This is a genomic window from Candidatus Electrothrix sp. (genome assembly GCF_052785085.1).
The window spans coordinates 1-17453 of record NZ_JALAAI010000041.1; the positions used below are offsets into that span (position 1 = coordinate 1).

Below are 17453 nucleotides of genomic sequence, written 5' to 3' on the forward strand. Positions count from 1 at the left end.
TTATCTATTTTTCGCAACTCTTCTCTGGATAGGTGCATGCGAACTCAGAACGTGGATAGATCTCGTAAAAAACGTTGTGACCCTTAAACTATCGTGATCTTCTTTTTTTGTCCAATCTTTTTTTGTGAGGAATGAGGGGGGTGAACGGTTACCTTGCAGGAGCAGCCTGTGGATTTGTTGATTTTAGATATGTTGATGCCAGGCATGAACGGTCGTCATACCTATGAAGAGGTGAAAAAGCTCTATCCTGCACAAAAGGCGATTATCTCCAGTGGGTTTGCTGCGGATGAGGAAGTACGAAAGGCACAGGAACTGGGGGCTGGTATATTTTTTAAAAAGCCCTATACGCTCAGGCAATTGGGCCTTGTGGTTCTTAAAGAATTGAAAAAATGACCTCTAAGGAATTATACATGGATGGCATAACAGAAAACGTAACGGTGACGATTCGGGATGAATATATTGAGCTGTACAAATTGCTCAAACTGGCAAATCTGGCAGACAGTGGGGGACAAGCCAAGTATATGATCAGTGAAGGCATGGTCCGGGTGAACGGAGAGGTGGACACAAGAAAGCGGAGAAAAACCAGAGTGGGTGATATGGTTGAGTATGACGGCGAGCGGGTTACAGTGGCCTCTGCGAGAGAAGAAGAATAGACAGAGAGGAATGCCGGAGGCGGGGATGTGTGAAAAACTGTTTGGAGGTGGTGTGGTTGACGGCCTCTCAAAACGCTAAAAAAAGTGCCCTTTCGGTATCACACCCCATTTTCAAACCCCGTAGCCATGCGGGTTGTAGGGGTGGGTTGCAGGTTCGACCCCCGATAGCTCCTCATTCGATGCTATAGTATCCTGTATCAGCAAAAGAAACGCCATAAAAAGAACCTGTTCTTCCCGCCTGCACTAACAGAGGTATGCCCGGCTCGCAAACTGCCTCCCAATATCCGCAACCAGCTTTCGGACGTACAAAACGACAAATCGGACGTCCCGAACGAGATTCTGGACATCCCAAACGAGGTCGCGGATGTTCACAACGAGACTTTGTACATCCCAAACCTTGACTCGGACATTCCGCAAGAGCTTACGGACGTTCGCAATGAGATTTTGTATATGCAAAACCTCAATTCGGACATCCCGCAAGAGATTATGGACGTTCACAACGAGATTTCGTACATCCAAAACCTCTGTTTACACCTTTGTCGGAAGCATTCAAACATATAAACGCAGCATCCACAGGTTGGCAATCAAAAGCTCACCCGCCCTTTCCAGGGAATCAGCATAGGCACCTGCTGCTGATAACGTACATACGGTTCCCCTAATTCCTGAACAAGCTTGCGCTCCTCCAATACAGTACCAATAATGAGGTACAGGGTAAGAATAATCCGAACAGGCAAATTAGCATCTGTTATAGGGCCAAAGGCCCAGAGAATCGGGAATCCGCTGCTGTACCAGGGATGGCGGACATAGGCCAAGGCACCGTCACAGCGAAAAGGCAGGGAAGAAAACTCTGTGTTGTGTTGATAGCTTTGCCATTGTCGGATACCAACAAGATATTTCATATCGTAGACACGATAGCCAGCATAGCACATAAGCACGGCATAGAGCAAAAGAAGACCTTGAGGAATCCGCAACCAGCCAGACCAGGTAAAAATGACCTCCTGAGGCAGGCTGTACTGGTACCAGAGTAGCGGAATCAGAGAGAGAAACGAAAAGAGACTGTAGGTAAACCGATACCCTCCTTGCATCAATCCGCCTTGTTCCCTGACCCATCTATTTATCGTACGAGTAATAAGCAGGCTATGCAAGGTACACCAGAGAATCCAGCCAGCAATCAATAAAGCCATATCTGCCCTCCGTTACAGCTTAACCATATTTTTTTTGTATATCGGTAATGCCATCCCATTGCGCAGGAGGATCACTTGCCATCCTGAGACATCGTTCATTGTAGAGTTCATAAAGAAGTTCGCTGGGGTATTTTTCTTTCAGGGCTTGAAAGGCCCTTGTTGCCTGGAAAAAATCACCAGCATTATAAAGACATCGGGCCTTGTCGAATGTTTCTACTTCCTGGAGGCATTCAGCTGTCTGATCCTGGCGTAATCCCATGAGCTGATATATTGTCACTGGAAATTGTTTACCCAACACCCGGACTGTATCAATCTGGCGGAAGAAAAAATGGCTCTTGTGCAAACATGTATAGACAGCATCACTCACCAGGATATCAACATCATAGATTCTGGTTAACCCTTCCAGTCGGGAAGCAAGGTTAACGGAATCACCTATCACTGTGTAATCGAAACGCTGTTGCGACCCCATATTGCCAACCCGCGCCACCCCGCAATGGATTCCCATCCCTATTCTGACCTCTGGCAACCCTCTTTGCTTCCATGATGTGTTGAGCTTCTCCAGTGCCTGGAGCATAGCCAGGGCACATTCGCAGGAATGCGAGATATGATCTGGGGTATTCAGGGGAGCATTCCAAAAGGCCATGATTGCATCACCGATAAACTTATCCACAGTGCCCCGTCGTTCCATGATTGCCTCTGTCATGGGCGTGAGATACTCGTTCAAAAAGGCGCAAAGATCGTCTGGTGGCATCTTTTCTGCCATGGAGGTGAATTGACGGATATCAGAAAATAGGATAGTAAGTTCCCGTTCTTCTCCATCCAGGACAAGATCGTCCTGTTTTTTGAGCAGCTCTTTGACCACCTCTGGCGAGAGGTAATGGGAAAAGGTGGAGCGCAATCGACGTATTTTTCGTTCTCCGGCAATAAAACTGTAAAAGGTCAGTACGGTAAACAAGAACCAGGTTGAAGCAAGGGGATAGATTATATCAAGCAACAGTTGATACCGGGACATACACCACCATGAAAACATAACCATACCAAGAGAAAGGAGCAGGACGAGCATTGCCCCTTTATCAGGCTCTATCTGTGCCAGCACCAAGGTTAGGAGCAGACTTATGCAACAGATATAGAGCAGTTCAGCTCCCTTGGCCCATTCCGGGCGATGAAGAAAATTTTTACTGAGAATGGTGTTCAGGGCATGGCCGTGCAGTTCAACACCAGGAAAAACCCGGTCTGTGGGAACGGCTCGCAGATCAAAAAGACCTGGAGCAGAGGTGCCGATCAGGACATAGGCATCCCGGAAAAAGGCTGGATCAAATTGATCGTCTAAAATATCATGGGCTGAGACATAGGGCAGGGTGTGGGCTGGCCCGCTGAAATTAATAATCAGCTCTCCATGCATATTTGTAGGCATCCGATGCGCCCCGGTCTGTACGATTCGTACACCGTTCTGATCTGTTTCCAACACGATGCTGTCTTCATCACCAGCAGCCTGCAACATGGCTAATATTAAGCTGGGATAGATTTCACCTTGATAATTCACCACTAAGGGCAAGTTGCGAATAATTGAATCCTGGTCCGGGATAACATTTATAAAACCTATGCCCTGAGCAGTGGCCTCAAACAGTTCCAGGTTTGTGTCTACGTCATTAAAGGAAAAGAGAAACGGTAAAGGCTCTTGACCGTAAAACTGTATATGCCCTTTTTTAGACACCTGTTTTGCAGTCTGTGATTTGTCGTCTTTTGTCGCATTGGTAAAAATCGTGTTGGTAAAAACATAGCCCAATACTACCGGCACAGGACTCTGTTCCAGGGTTTGAGCAAAGGAAAGATCATAGTCAGGCAGATTTTGCAGGTATGCCTGGACAATGGCCGGAGCATCCTCAATATCCTCCAAGGTACCGAGGCGATGGGGCGATCTGTTATCCGGCTCGGCAAAGATCATATCAAAACCAACAACAGCAGGGCCTGCTGCGGTGATTTTTTTTAACAACTCGGCTATATGCTTGCGAGACCAGGGCCATTGCCCTATTTTTTCAAGACTTTCTGAGTCAATATCAACAATAATGATCCGGGACTCTGCTAACGGGGCGAGGTTGTAACGGAGAAAGAAGTCAAAGGACTGAAGGCGGAGTTCATGGAGAAGAGGGGGATCGTATTGGACAACAAGAATGAAAAAGAGGGTAAGAAGCCCGCCTATGAGAGCCAGTGGGTTGAGCGTGCGTTTTTTGCGGAAATGGGAAAGCATCAGTGGCTCAAAGGCAGGAACATTATCAGGTCATTGATCCACTGATTGCAAAAACCATGATACTTACTTACCTGCGTCTGCTGTATCACTAGAGGGCCGTATTTTATGAACTAAGGAGTCCAGTTCCTTACGAAGACGCTTTACTTCCCGAATCATATCCGGAAGACGGGCAAAGGCCACTGACGCCCGACCCCATTTTTTCACCTCAATAGCAGGTACTCCACCAACGACCGCCCCTTTTTTCTGATTATTATGCACTCCGGCAAGGGCCGCCACCATTACTCCATCATCAAGGTGGATATGCCCACCCACAGCAGCCCGTGCTGCCAGTACAACATTGCGGCCCAGAGTAGAGCTGCCAGCCATACCGGACTGACCGACCAGGATGGAATTTTCGCCTACAACACAATTATGCCCCACCATGACCTGATTATCAATGCGGACCCCGCTTTTTATATGGGTAACGCCGAAGGCGGCCCGATCAACGCAGGAGTTGGCCCCGATCTGGACATCATCATCCAGACGCACCGTACCGACCTGGGGTTTGCTGACATGGGTGCCTGTTTGCGGGTCAGTTGCAAAGCCGAAGCCATCACTGCCGATCATTGCTCCGTGATGCAGGATAACCCGTTGACCCAGAATACAGCGTTCAGCAACAACAGCGTTGGCATGGAGTACACAGTCATCACCGATCTGGACATCGTTGCCAATCACGACGCCGGGTTCAACCTTTACCCGGTCACCGATCTGAACCCGGTCACCAATACTGACCAAAGGACCAATGGAAACCTGCTCGCTGATGAAGCAATCAACACCGATAACAGCCCGGTCATGAATACCTGTTGCCTGAAATGGCTCCTCCAATAAATAATTATGGATTCGCGCCGAGGCCAGATCCACATTCTCAACCTGAAGCAAGGGAATATTGGCCTGTGTAAAATCAGCAGGAACAATACAGGCTGAGGCTTTGCTTGCTGCCAATTCATCAGCCAGTTTTGCGCTGTTGATAAAGGTCAGTTGCCCCGGTTCCGCCAGGGTGAGGCTGTTCAGGGTGGTTACCTGAATCTGATCATCGCCAATAACTGTTCCGTGAACAAGAGCGGCTAATTCATTAAGAGTTGCTGTTTTCATATATTTTTATTTGTAATTTTCTGTTATGCCGAAAGCTGTAGGGGCGAATCCCTGTGTTCGCCCTGATCGTCTGGGATGTTACGGGCAGACACGCAGGTCTGCCCCTACAATATGTACCAACGATCAAGTTTTTTTAAATAATTCATGAGAGATTCACAGACCTGAGCATAGCGCATTCAGCCCTTTGGGTAAAGAAAAACAGATTGGCGCAAGGCATCAAAGGTTTTGAGGTCTTCCTGCCAGGACTTTTCCAGGTCTCTTATATTTTCTCCCTCCTCCAACGCCTGCCGCAATTTTTGATCACCAAGAATCAGATCCATGGGCAGGAGATCGTATTCATACTCATAAGGCGGTTGTTTATAGGCGAATTCATCTGGATAAAGCCGGAACAGAGCTTGATAAAGAGCCAGGCTCAGGCGATAGGAACGAAAGACATGAGCATTGGTGACATGAAGATGAAAGCCTGCACAGGGCTGTCCGGCCCATTTACCCGAGGTCGGTTCAAAAACAAGGGGCCTGAGCACACAGCCCGGCAGATCAGCCTTGGAGAGTTCTTGCTGTACCTGTAACGGGTCAATAAACGGGGCACCCACCAGTTCAAAAGGGAGCGTGGTTCCCCGGCCTTCGGAGATATTGGTTCCTTCCCAGATGACCTGGCCCGGATAGACAAGGGCTGTCAGCGGAGTCGGCATATTGGGTGAAGGGAAAACCCAGGGAAAGCCGGTGTCGGCAAAAAACATCTCGCGCTGCCAGCCCTGCATACTGATGACCTCAAGTTCGGCATGAATACCCATGTCCCGGTTACAGAGCAGTGCCAGTTCACCCATGGTCAGGCCGTGGCGCATGGGGATTTCGTAGAGGCCAACAAAGGAGCGAAATTCCGGCTTGAGCAGGTTACCTTCAATGATATGCCCACCCACAGGATTGGGCCGATCCAGAATGACCACCTTTTTTCCGGTTTCTGCTGCCCGTTGGAGGCAATAGACCACGGTCCAGATAAAGGTGTAGACACGGGTGCCTACATCCTGAAGATCAATGAGCAGGATGTCAAAATGCTCAAACATAGCCGCAGAGGGTTTCCGGGTTTCGCCGTACAGGGAAAAGAGCGGCAGGCCGCTGACCGCATCCGTGGCATGATTTGACTCGATCATATTGTCCTGTTTTTCACTGAAAAAGCCGTGTTGCGGGGAAAACAGGCAGGTGAGCTGGTCGGGAAAGGTTGCCATGATCAAATCGCGGCTGTGACGGAAATGGCGGTCTGTGGATGCCTGGTTGCAGAGCAAGGCAAGGCGTTTGCCTGCAAAGGAGGCCGAAGGGTTTGCGATGAGGTGTTCTATGCCGATGGTTATCATAACATGTTATTTTTTTGAAAAGAAAAAAGCACCAAGCGCAGCTGTAACCAGTCCTTGAAACGGAGCTAACCAAAGGTTGGAGAGCTTTATTAGTTCCAGCAGTGAGAGTTTGGAAAAGGGGCTGAGAAGGATGGTCAGGATGACCGTTGAGAGATAGGCGACTGAGAGAAAGCGAGACAGCTGAAAGAAAAAACGATCAACGGTTACTGTTTCTTCGGAATTATCAGATGCTTTTGCCTCAACAACCAGAGTGCCGATGATTAAAGAAAGTGTCGGCATGAAGGTGGGCAGCAGCAAGCCCCAGGCATCTTTTGCCTCTGTGCCGTATTTGCCGAAGATTGTTTGTAGCAGAAGTAGCGCAAAGAGGAAGCCTGATCCGCTGAACCAGATAATAGTGAGCTGTTTCTTGGTATTGGCGATAGGTATACGCATGGTTATTGCTTCAGTGATGCCCAGAGCTTGGATTTTATCATGTGGTCTTTTCCTGTGAGATTGCTCAAGGGTTTAAAAAGCGGTTTTTTCTCCTTTCCTGTTTGCTCAAATTCATAGATGTAAGCTGTGCAGTAATGCTTGTCGGTATACGGTTGCTTGGCAATACTTTCCGGCAAAATGACCATGCCGTCGTCAAGCCAAGCCATAGCCTCTTCGCGGGTTACGGTTTTCTTGCTTTCCTTGAAAGGCTGCGAAGTTACTATAAAGGCGATAATACGGTATCTGCCTGGGTTGGCGGTAAAGAGGGCCTTGATATAGGAGGAAAGAGAAAAGATTTTCGGGGGGAGATAATCAGTTACCCAGCGGTCTGGAGGTGTTTTTGAAGAGCCGTCAGGATTAAACTGCTCTAACTGGGAAACCAGAGCGAATCCATCTGGAACTTGATAATATTTTCTTTGTGAATATCCTGCTTGATCAAACGCTGTTTCTAATTTTTTAGCTATGCCTCTTAATTTTTCTTGATTGTTCAAGTTTGGCAAAAGAACCGAGGGGATTAGGCTGTAGGCTGAAGGATGTGGTGGGGGCCAAGGGAACTGTGGAATATTATGAGGAGGTGAGTATGTACGAACGACGGGAGTAGAGGAACGAGTAACAGGTGAATATGTATGAACGACTGGTGTAGAGGAACGAGTAGCAGATGAATATGTACGAACGACTGGTGTAGAGGAACGAGTAGCAGGTGAATATGTACGAACGACTGGTGTAGAGGAACGAGTAGCAGGTGAATATGTACGAACGACTGGTGTAGAGGAACGAGTAGCAGGTGAATATGTACGAACGACGGGAGTAGAGGAACGAGTAGCAGGTGAATATGTACGAACGACGGGAGTAGAGGAACGAGTAGCAGGTGAATATGTACGGGCACTATATGAATAGCTACGGGTGATAGGTCGATATGTACGAGCAATATCGTTTACTTGGTATCCTCCTGTAAAGTATCCCAGAATACCTCCTATAGTTCCACCGCCTGCGGCACAGGCCGCTCTATCGTCCTTACATGCGACTGCACCAATTCCTACACCAAGCCCCGCACCTATTCCGTTAGCTTCCGCATACATTCTTTGTCCTTCAAGTTCTTGTCTGGTTCTGAGTTCCCTCTCGTTCTCTCTTTCGAGAGCCGCATAGTAGGTGCAGGAAGGAAGCATAACAAGAAAAAATAATATGATGAGTGTGTTGGATGTAATTAATTTTTTCATGGTTATTTAAAAATATCATTCAAAACAATATTCTTACCTTCCCCGAACGGATCAGGAATCTCATTGTCTCCTGTATAATCCTTTCGCGAAACCTCCCCATCATTTTGAGAATATACAGTCACCGTATTCTGAAAAGGATTGACCAGCCAATAACTTTTCGCGTCATTCTCAATGAGCTTATACGCCTTTTCAATCAAGTCACTGATCGCCTGTTTCGGTGACAGCACTTCAATACATACCTCGGGTATGACCTCCACCGTTGTCGAAATATCATCCGCATCGCATTGATACTTACTGCGGTCAACAGCTAAATCCACATCAACTGTTGTATCACCTGTTGAAACGGTTAATTCCGGAAAGGTATCATACCCGTAGTTGTCAAAAATAAGAATCAGATTCCGTACTACCGCGCAGTGCAGTCTTGAAGGTGACATGCTGTAATCCTCCATTATATATGAAAATAACTCAGGGTGTTACCCTGAGCTGGTTAAATACAGCCCCCTTGGGGCTTTTTGTATGTCACTGGCTAAGATTAACCGGATACATGATATCGCAGTGAAACACTGTGTTATCCTCAGAGTGAAATAAATACCGGGGATCAATGCCCTGAAAGGGCAATATATAAATAGCTCGGGGTAACACCCCGAGTATCAACTCGTTGACTCAGCTCCCCTTTCCGCATCCATCCGTCGCAACTCTTCCAAAAACGCAGGCAACAACTCCTCTTCCGGCAGCTTTTTAAAGACCTCACCCTTTTTAAAGATAATCCCAGTCCCATGCCCACCAGCAATCCCAATATCAGCCTCCTTGGCCTCACCCGGCCCATTGACCACGCAGCCCATAACCGCAACCTTTAAATTTGATTGCATAGTCTGAAGCACCCGTTCTACCTCTTCAGCCAGCGAAAAAAGATCAATCCGGGTGCGCCCGCAAGTAGGACAGGAAATCAGCTCAGGCCCCCGTTCCCGGATACGCAGGGAGCGGAGCAGCTCAAAACCCACCCGAACTTCTTCCATAGGATCACGGGTCAGGGAGATACGAAAGGTATCACCAATGCCCTCAAAGAGTAAAATCCCCAGGGCCACGCTGGATTTCACCGTGCCGGGAATCAGACCGCCTGCTTCAGTGACTCCTACATGAAGGGGATAATCAGTACGCCGGGAGAGTTCCCGATAACCAGCAATCGTGGTCAGGGTATCAGAAGACTTGATAGAAATTTTGATCGCATCATAGCCCAGCTTCTCAATAGCAGCCACGTTGTTCAATGCGCTTTCAATGAGAGATCGGCAGTTTTCCGGGGTCGGGTAGCCGTATTTTTCCAACAGGTCTTTTTCAATGGACCCGGAATTCACCCCCACCCGGATAGGTGCCTGATGCCGTTTGGCTGCATCCACCACTCGCGCTAACTTGTCCGGCCCGCCGAGATTGCCGGGATTAATGCGGATGGCCTGGGCTCCGTGCTCCAGAGCTGCCACAGCTAAACGGGCATCAAAATGGATGTCCGCAATAAGGGGAATGGTGATCTGTTCCCGGATGGTTCGGATCGCTTCAGCCGCTTCCATATCCGGCACAGCCACCCGGATGATCTCACAGCCTGCGGCCTCCAGACCCTTAATCTGACACACGGTGGCTTCCGCATCACGGGTGTCGGTGTTGGTCATGGACTGGACTGTGATCGGGGAATCACCGCCCACCGGAGTATTACTGATAAATATTTTTTTCGTCTGTTTGCGCTGAATCATGGGGCGACCTTATATTGCACCGTCTTCCTTGAGTTGTTGTATCATTTTTGGTTGCAAAACCATAATCAATGGGGGCTACAATTGAATACAGGCAAAAAGTGGAGCAAGATCAAGAGTGATTCCGTTAATTGCCTGGCTGATCAATGTATCATTTTTCTGAAGGTATTCCGGTTTACCGTACTCCTTGCCATTCAGTCTATACACCATGATATAGCCACCATCTGGATTGACAAGCCAGTATTCTTTAACGCCCTGCGCTTCATAGAGACGGAGCTTATCAGTCTCATCCCGATAGGCGGTAGACGGGGAAAGTACCTCTATCACCACATCCGGCGGGCCAAGACAGCCTTTGCTATCAATTTTTTTTGTATCACATATGATTGCCAGGTCAGGTTGAACTACAGTAAAAATATCTTCATCTTCAACATGATCGGCAGCATGATCTGCATCCGGCAGGCGGACATCAAAGGGAGCAAGAAAAAGTTCGCAGGGACTCCCGGCTAAAGCAGCGTGAAGGGCAACAGCAAGTTCCCGCACCATGCGCTGATGCGTGGTGCCTGGAGCAGGAGACATATTCCAGGGAACCCCGTCAATTAGTTCCCATCGCTCATTTTCCGGCCAGCTTAGGTAATCTTTATAGGTGAATATTGAGGGTTGGATTGCAGCGGGTTGTGCCATGATAAATCCTCCTGAAAAAGTATGGTTCAGACCGCTTTTTTTTGCAGATTTACCTCAGCCTCTGAGGCACGGACATAGAGAGGAGCAATGGTTGCAGGCTCTGTTGTCTTGCCAAGCAGGAGCTGTTCCGCAGCCAGGAAACCAACTCGGGCCGCACTAGGGCTGCTCAGGGCTGCTGGGATAAGTTGCACGTCTTTGTGAGCAGCAAAAAGCTCGTGATACTCTACCAGACCTGGGCCAGCGAGCAGTGCCGGGCCAGTAATTTTTTCAAGAAGCTTTTCCGGGCGAATAGCCTCAACCGGGCTGCCTTGCTCAGGTAAGCCATAAGAGCCAGCTTGATAGCAAGCTGCATAGACTTCCTGTTTACGGGCATCCAGCAGGCACCAAAGCGGGCGATCAACGACCGGGCAGGCCAGAGCGATTGCATCTAAGGTTTGTACCCCGATGAGTAGTGTCTGGCTGGCATAAACAATGCCCTTGGCCGCAGCCATACCGATGCGCAGGCCGGTAAAGGAGCCAGGGCCAAGGCTGATGGCGACCCCATCCAGTTCCTCCCAGCTCAGACCTGCGGCCTGCATCACCCAATCCACGGAACCGAGAAGACGCCGGGAGTGGGTAATCTCCGGTTGCGCCGTGGCCTCGGCTATGAGTTTGCCGTTATGTATGCCACCCTTGGTCAGGGCGACACTGCCGCAGCCGGTGGCGGTTTCAATGGAAAGTATAAGCGGAAGAAGAGCGGTGTCAGGCACGATGTTGACTCTAGTTTTATGTGATATTGTTTCACTATTGTCTCACCCACCCCAGAGAGGGGCGAGTTGAGGGGTATATGTCAGGATGCAGCCAGCCACTGGCGAACAAGGCGAGCAATATCATTATAAAATACAAAAATCATTAAGGAGCCAAGCAGGGCAATGCCAATTTTTTGAGCAAAAAGTATGGCCTGCTCACCAAGTGGTTTCCCCCGAACAGCCTCTATACTGAGAAAGACAAGATGTCCACCATCCAACACCGGAATAGGAAGGAGGTTCAGGATGCCGAGATTGATAGACAGTAACCCGGTGAAATGGAGCAATTGCATCAGGCCAGCCTCCCATTGTTGACCAGCCAATTCCGCAATCCGAATCGGTCCACCCAGTTCAGAGGCTGGAACCACCCGCTGGAAAATTTTAACAATCCCTGTCAGGGTCAGGACAATCAGGTTCCAGGTCTGAAGAAAAGCGTATTTGATCGCTTCGAGCACAGAAGTGTCTTTGTACACCAGCTCATCTGAACGGCTGATCCCCAAAAGGTAGCGTTCACCAACATCTTCGCCAAAGAGATTCTTTACCGTATCCATTGCCGGGGTTGCTGTAATAGTCAGGGTGTTCTGACCTCGTTGAATCACGATGTGAAGCTCTTTGCCTCCTGAATCCCGGACTGCATCGGAAATCTGGGTCCAGGTACTGATTTCCTGTTCGTCAATGGAAAGAATCAGATCCCCGTCCTGCAACCCTGCTTTTTCAGCAACCGAGCCTGGGGCAACTTTCCCGATAAGGCCTGATTCCACATAATCAGGTAAGCCTCCAAAATGAAACATGAGCCAGAAAACAAAAACAGCAAAAATGAGATTAAACAGCGGGCCAGCAAAGACAATGCCAAAACGTTGCCATACTGTTTTATGGGTAAAAGAAACAGCCTGATCTTGTTCAGCAATCTCTTCATCCGGCTGCTCACCAAACATCTTGACATAGCCACCTAACGGAAAGGCGGAAATACAGTATTCGGTATCACCATGTTTCTTGCTGATCAGTTTATTGCCAAAGCCAAGGGAAAAGGTCAAAACCCGGACTCCAAAGAGTTTAGCAAAAAGAAAATGTCCAAGCTCATGAACAAAGATCAATACGCCAAGGACAAGGATAAAAGATATTAATGAATTCATGTTTTGTTATCTCCCCCAGAAGAGGAGTTATGAGGAGTTATTTTGTTAAAAAAACCACTCCCAAAGGGAGTGGTTTTCAGAGAAAATACAGTAAACCTGCTTGAGGTATCAGATATTTTCTATTGCTTAAGAGTCACTCCAGAATTTCTATACATTTTTCCGGGCAAAAAGCAGCAGCCTGATAAACAGCATCAGTGATTTCCAGAGCTGTGGTCACCAAGGCCGCTTTTTCAGTGGCCTCGTCAATGCGAAAGATATCCGGGCACATTTCCACGCAGGTTTCACAGCCGCTACACTGATAGGTATCAATAATAATTTCTGCCATATTTCTTACCATCCTTACAAGGAATTTTTTATGTTCAACAGTACATGACAGCTACGTGGTTTATCTATCCCGCCAATGAAGTTCCCCAGTAGCGATTCCGACAAAACGGATCCCCTGGAGCAAGAGGGTTAGTCCACCAGTTCAACCACTTTGTCTTGGATGTCAGCTATCAGGACAGGCAGCTTGTCTGGCTTTTCCTCTGCTATTTTTTGCAATTCTGCACCCCATTGTTCCAACATGTCAGTGTCAATTTTTCTGATATCATTCCTCTTACTCCATTCGCAGCCTATTCGTATCCCAAGGAGGTTCAGAGAACGGCGTAACACTTCTTTTTCGTTTTCCTGTTTAACTTTGTCAAGAATTTCCGCACTAATTTCTTTCCAGCCCTGAACATAAAAGGTGCCTTCCTGAAAGGTTGTAAACCACTCTTTTTCTTCTTTGGAGAGTTTCTCAGGATCAGGTAAAGGTATGTTGCAAAATTTATCACTTGTTATCCTGTTAGTAGTGTTTTCAGCAAAAACATCATTGGCTGAAAAAGGCAATATGCAGAACTGAAAAAAAACAGCAGTTAGAATGATAATATGTAAATACATACGATCCTCCATAATATTGTCATGTCGTTGCTCAACCCGTGCTGACGGGATTCCTTAATGGTTACGATAGTGATCGTGAATAATAATACTTAAATCTAACCTTTTGATTGTTAAAGGTAAATAAGCATAACAATTATAACAGAAAATGATTTTCATTACAAGGAGATGCCTGGAAATTCATTGAGTTTATGAGAAGGCTTCAGGGGCGGGGGTGGTAATAATTTGTAATACATTACGAAAAAAAGAACAGGGCAGAAAGAGTGTATATGGTGCTTAAAGAGAGGAGACAGAGCAGGGATGCAATTATAACCAGTGTATTGGCTTGAGCAATATGCTGTGTTGTCGGAGGTGTGTGAGGATCGCCAAGGGTTGGTTTTTCAGATTGTTTGCCAAAGTATGATGACGTGCCACCGAGCTGAATCCTCAATGCACCAGCCATCGCAGCTTCAGGCCAACCTGCATTTGGACTGTTGTGTTGCTGCCGATCTCTTGTAAGAATATGAAAGCTGTTCTTTGTATCATGGCGGCAAAGCAGAGCAGCAAAAATGAGGAAAAAGCCTGAAATACGGGCAGGAAAAAAATTGACCAGATCATCAAGCCGGGCTGCACAGGCACCAAAATGCAGGTAGCGTTCATTTTTATACCCAAACATGGAGTCCATTGTATTGACGGCCTTGTACAGCATGGCTGCTGTTGCTCCCCAGGTTATTGGGTTTCCGTGAAAGAACCAGCTGAGACTGGCAGCAATGATTGACCAAAACAGAGGGGCGATAATCCCGTCTGACATGTTTTCTGCAACGCTTTCTATGCAGGCCCGCACAATACCTGCTGTGTCCAGCTGTTTTGTATCTCTTCCCACAATCATCCCGACCCGTGTTCTTGCCTCTTGGAGGTTTTGGGAATCAAGAAAAAGTGCCTGCGCAACATCACGGGTATGGGCAATCAGATCACGGCCTGCAATAGTGGTGTAGAGGACGAAAACTGCTCCTATAGTGAGAAGAGGTTGAGGAGCATACGCCAGCAAGGAAAAAAAAGCAAGGCAGGTTCCACCGGTACTGCATACCACAATAATTACAGCAAAGCAGCCGTTTACTGTTGTATGAAAGGGGAGCTTTCTGGTAAAGGATTCTGTGAGTTCGGCAACCCGCCCGATAATTCGAACCGGGTGAGGAAGCCAGCGTGGGTCTCCAGAAAGCAGATCAAGAAAACAGGCTGAGAAAAGAACAAACAAAAAGGACATGTAAAGGATATCTCTTTAAATTAACAGCACTCTTTGTCAATCCAATGCAGGTATCTATCAAGTCCTGTGGAAATTGGTACTTGAACTATTTCAGGAAGCTCATAGGCATGATGAGCAAGGATGGTCTCCTCTACCTTGGCATACAAAGAAGGTTTTGTTTTTATGAAAAGAAGCCGTTCATCATCATGGGCTACCTTTCCCTGCCAATGATAATAGCTCTGGATGGGCATGGTTTGAATACAGGCTGCCAGTCGTGCGGTGAGAAGAGCATTGATGATTTTTTTGCCGTTTTCCTCGTCTGCGTAGCTTGTAATAATGATACAGTATACTTCCTTCATGATATACGATTTATTTTAAGGTCTTGCAGAATATGATTTTGGGATGGACACCTTTTTTAATGCTCTTATATGACAAGAAATGATCTTTTTTTGCAAGAGGGAAGATACAAAAAATCGGATTTCCCTCTACCAAGGAAAATCCGATAAATGCCTATCAGCCCCCTCTGGAGCGAGACAATAAAATATGAAAGCCGTATTTAATGCTAGCAATCCATCAATGCGGGTAACTGCTCTCCTGGTTGTACCTCTGTCATTGGCATATCCCAGCAGATCGGGCTAAAACCCCGGCCCTCTTGCTTCATTTCCAGGCATAAACGATTATGAGAACCATCAAGCTTGAATAAAGCTCCTTCGGAAATAGCCTGGGCTGTTATAGAACCAGCCCTTGCCACAGTGGGAAGCGCAAATAAGCTGACTTTATCATTGGGTTTCATGCGTAAAGGAGCCTGTGGAGCAACCTTAAAGGCACAAAAAGGCGCATATTCACCATTAACAAGAGATGCAAGTCCGGCTGTAATCGTTTCGCTGTTAGTAGCCCTGTTATTCATAAAAAGTATAGCATTTGCCGGGCCACCTGGTTCAACGGAAAAGGTTCCGTCCTCTTGCAGGGTAACTTTGGAGCCAAGCTCCACTACCTCGGACAGGGCCGTCATCTTGATTGATTTATCTGATGGCGTTGAGGAGTCCACATAATAGACTTTATACAAAGATTGATAAACATTTTTTACCTCACCAGTCATTCTGATATACGGAACAGCAAACCAGACAGGGATCCCGGCAAGCTGGCCGTCGCTTTCAGCGCCTTTAAATCCCAGCAATTTGTACCCTCTTTGCTGCATGTACTCAAGTATTCTTTTTTGCTCTTTGTTGCGAAAATCAAAATTGATTGAATATACTTTCTCGGTTTTCATGACCTGCTCCCGGTTGATATTTCTTTTTGAGTGAAGCGATTGCAGAAATACATCTGTAACACGGTTGTTACCGTATGAAAATTAAAGAAATTTCGGGTGTAAATAATGCTGGCCAGAAAGGTACGAGTTACCAGTGAGTATTTTTTTGCTCAACCATTGCCCGAATAGAGGGGCAGTCTGTGCAGAAGAAGAAAAAGGATGAGTAACAGGTATGTGTCCTGTTACAACGGCTGAATTAAGGGGGGGGGTTGCTTTTGTGGTACGCATAACATATTCCTCCTGATATGAAAAGAAAGGCAGGTAGCCCGGCTGTCTCCTTGTTGGAGATCCGTGGCTTTCCGACACCGCCTCACGACGGCTGTGGCTTTATCCGCTTTCCGGTTTCTACCAGAAAGCAAGGCACCTGCTCTTGAGTAAGCACGCCTTTATATGTTCTACTTTTAAGATATGCCTCTGCAGCTGGTTTGTCAATTTTTTTCGTTTGTCGGATGTATATTTTTTATACAATCATGATATCCTTTCAGGAAGTACGGATGCTGCGTAGCGTGGCTATTTAAATACTTAATATACATAAGTTTCCTGTGTGTCTTGCGTGCTTCATTCTTGGAACATATTTTCTGCAAAAGAGTGTTTATTATTTGTTGCAGCGTATATTATCCGCTTATTTTAACAGTAAGTGGGTAAAAAATATCCATACTGATTAAGGGGAAATAAGGGGAAGAAGATTTTTTTTGCTTCTGGAATTTCTCAGGGTGAATTGGGTTAAAATTACTCGCCAGCGGAATTAAGGTATGTAAAAAATAGCTGTTATGTTCAGGGAGATAAGAGGGGAATTACACTTGTCCGGTTGAAATAAGCCAAATTTTTTCCCGAAAAACAATTTGATACCATGAGAAAGGATTAATGATTTTGTTTTTCGGCATATTCCTTGCTAATTTTATCTACAAAGATCAACAGGCAAAGGACAAAGGGTGCTGATGCTGGTACCCTGAAAATTACAAAGCAGACAAAAAAAAAGATCCTATTATGAGCTATTATTATTTGATCAAATCAATGACTGAAGATGGTTTTGGCGAATTACGCTTTGTCGATAATGGCCAGGAATCAGGAATTTCTCCAGTAAAGGCTTCTGATATTGAAGCAATAGAGCGTTTGCTTGATGTTCGTCCCGGCGCATTGACTTCCAGTGCCTATTTCTTTGAATCTGATGCATGCATCTGCTCATGTCAAAACAAAATCACTATGTTTGATTTTGTTTTTTCCTTACTGGTTGATGCTGCCTATTCTAAACCTCTTGTCCTTCAGGGGTTACTCGGCACAAAATTTATTAGTCAGGAAGCTCCAAGGAATATTCGTTGTTCATCCTGCGGAAGAAACGATCAGCATATGAGTAAATATAAGATATCGTATTACGGTTGTTACGATAACGCTGCTTGATAATCCGGTTACGCA

Annotated in this window: 19 protein-coding genes and 1 riboswitch; of the genes, 3 read left to right on the forward strand and 16 right to left on the reverse strand. The window is 46.7% G+C overall.

Features of this window, described 5'->3' with window-relative positions; translation table 11 throughout:
• Positions 1–153 precede the first annotated feature (153 nt).
• Positions 154–393, forward strand: coding sequence for a response regulator (locus tag L2082_RS08445; RefSeq protein ID WP_446010463.1), 240 nt, complete (start codon positions 154–156; stop codon positions 391–393).
• Positions 394–410: 17 nt separating this feature from the next.
• A complete protein-coding gene (locus tag L2082_RS08450) occupies positions 411–653 on the forward strand; it encodes an RNA-binding S4 domain-containing protein (RefSeq protein WP_446010464.1) in 243 nt (80 codons plus the stop codon).
• 584 nt (positions 654–1237) lie between these two features.
• Here L2082_RS08450 and L2082_RS08455 read toward each other — a convergent pair.
• From L2082_RS08455 to L2082_RS08530, 16 genes are all read right to left on the reverse strand, one after another.
• Entirely contained in the window at positions 1238–1837 is a 600-nt protein-coding gene (locus L2082_RS08455) for a methyltransferase family protein (protein WP_446010465.1), read from the reverse strand.
• A 19-nt stretch (positions 1838–1856) separates the two neighbouring features.
• Positions 1857–4085, reverse strand: coding sequence for a CHASE2 domain-containing protein (locus tag L2082_RS08460; RefSeq protein WP_446010466.1), 2229 nt, complete (start codon positions 4083–4085; stop codon positions 1857–1859).
• A 63-nt stretch (positions 4086–4148) separates the two neighbouring features.
• Positions 4149–5216, reverse strand: a complete 1068-nt coding sequence (gene lpxD / locus L2082_RS08465) for a UDP-3-O-(3-hydroxymyristoyl)glucosamine N-acyltransferase (protein WP_446010467.1) — start codon at positions 5214–5216, stop codon at positions 4149–4151.
• A 176-nt stretch (positions 5217–5392) separates the two neighbouring features.
• Entirely contained in the window at positions 5393–6568 is a 1176-nt protein-coding gene (locus L2082_RS08470; RefSeq protein WP_446011617.1) for an exo-beta-N-acetylmuramidase NamZ family protein, read from the reverse strand.
• 6 nt (positions 6569–6574) lie between these two features.
• Entirely contained in the window at positions 6575–7000 is a 426-nt protein-coding gene (locus L2082_RS08475) for a hypothetical protein (RefSeq protein WP_446010736.1), read from the reverse strand.
• Positions 7001–7002: 2 nt separating this feature from the next.
• Positions 7003–8256 carry a hypothetical protein gene (locus tag L2082_RS08480; protein ID WP_446010735.1) on the reverse strand — a complete coding sequence of 418 codons (1254 nt, stop codon included), beginning with the start codon at positions 8254–8256 and terminating at the stop codon, positions 7003–7005.
• 2 nt (positions 8257–8258) lie between these two features.
• On the reverse strand, positions 8259–8690 hold the full coding sequence (locus tag L2082_RS08485; RefSeq protein WP_446010734.1) for a Uma2 family endonuclease: 432 nt from the start codon (positions 8688–8690) through the stop codon (positions 8259–8261).
• Between the two features lie 216 nt (positions 8691–8906).
• Positions 8907–9998: a flavodoxin-dependent (E)-4-hydroxy-3-methylbut-2-enyl-diphosphate synthase gene (ispG, locus tag L2082_RS08490; RefSeq protein WP_446010733.1), complete on the reverse strand. Its 1092-nt coding sequence runs from the start codon at positions 9996–9998 to the stop codon at positions 8907–8909.
• A gap of 75 nt (positions 9999–10073) precedes the next feature.
• Positions 10074–10676 carry a Uma2 family endonuclease gene (locus L2082_RS08495; protein WP_446010732.1) on the reverse strand — a complete coding sequence of 201 codons (603 nt, stop codon included), beginning with the start codon at positions 10674–10676 and terminating at the stop codon, positions 10074–10076.
• Between the two features lie 26 nt (positions 10677–10702).
• Entirely contained in the window at positions 10703–11425 is a 723-nt protein-coding gene (gene tsaB, locus L2082_RS08500) for a tRNA (adenosine(37)-N6)-threonylcarbamoyltransferase complex dimerization subunit type 1 TsaB (protein ID WP_446011618.1), read from the reverse strand.
• Between the two features lie 80 nt (positions 11426–11505).
• The gene (gene rseP, locus L2082_RS08505; protein ID WP_446011619.1) at positions 11506–12594 is read right to left on the reverse strand and encodes an RIP metalloprotease RseP; all 1089 of its coding nucleotides are present in this window, start codon (positions 12592–12594) and stop codon (positions 11506–11508) included.
• Between the two features lie 133 nt (positions 12595–12727).
• Positions 12728–12919, reverse strand: coding sequence for a ferredoxin (locus tag L2082_RS08510; protein WP_446010861.1), 192 nt, complete (start codon positions 12917–12919; stop codon positions 12728–12730).
• A 128-nt stretch (positions 12920–13047) separates the two neighbouring features.
• On the reverse strand, positions 13048–13512 hold the full coding sequence (locus tag L2082_RS08515; RefSeq protein ID WP_446010862.1) for a hypothetical protein: 465 nt from the start codon (positions 13510–13512) through the stop codon (positions 13048–13050).
• A gap of 232 nt (positions 13513–13744) precedes the next feature.
• Positions 13745–14752, reverse strand: coding sequence for an adenosylcobinamide-phosphate synthase CbiB (gene cbiB / locus L2082_RS08520; protein ID WP_446010863.1), 1008 nt, complete (start codon positions 14750–14752; stop codon positions 13745–13747).
• 20 nt (positions 14753–14772) lie between these two features.
• The gene (cutA, locus tag L2082_RS08525) at positions 14773–15090 is read right to left on the reverse strand and encodes a divalent-cation tolerance protein CutA (RefSeq protein WP_446010864.1); all 318 of its coding nucleotides are present in this window, start codon (positions 15088–15090) and stop codon (positions 14773–14775) included.
• A 203-nt stretch (positions 15091–15293) separates the two neighbouring features.
• On the reverse strand, positions 15294–16001 hold the full coding sequence (locus L2082_RS08530) for a hypothetical protein (RefSeq protein ID WP_446010865.1): 708 nt from the start codon (positions 15999–16001) through the stop codon (positions 15294–15296).
• 296 nt (positions 16002–16297) lie between these two features.
• Positions 16298–16376: riboswitch (cyclic di-GMP riboswitch) on the reverse strand.
• Between the two features lie 651 nt (positions 16377–17027).
• Here L2082_RS08530 and L2082_RS08535 point away from each other — a divergent pair.
• Positions 17028–17438 (forward strand): hypothetical protein, encoded by a 411-nt coding sequence (locus L2082_RS08535; RefSeq protein WP_446011105.1) that lies wholly within the window; start codon positions 17028–17030, stop codon positions 17436–17438.
• The last annotated feature ends 15 nt before the right edge of the window (positions 17439–17453 follow it).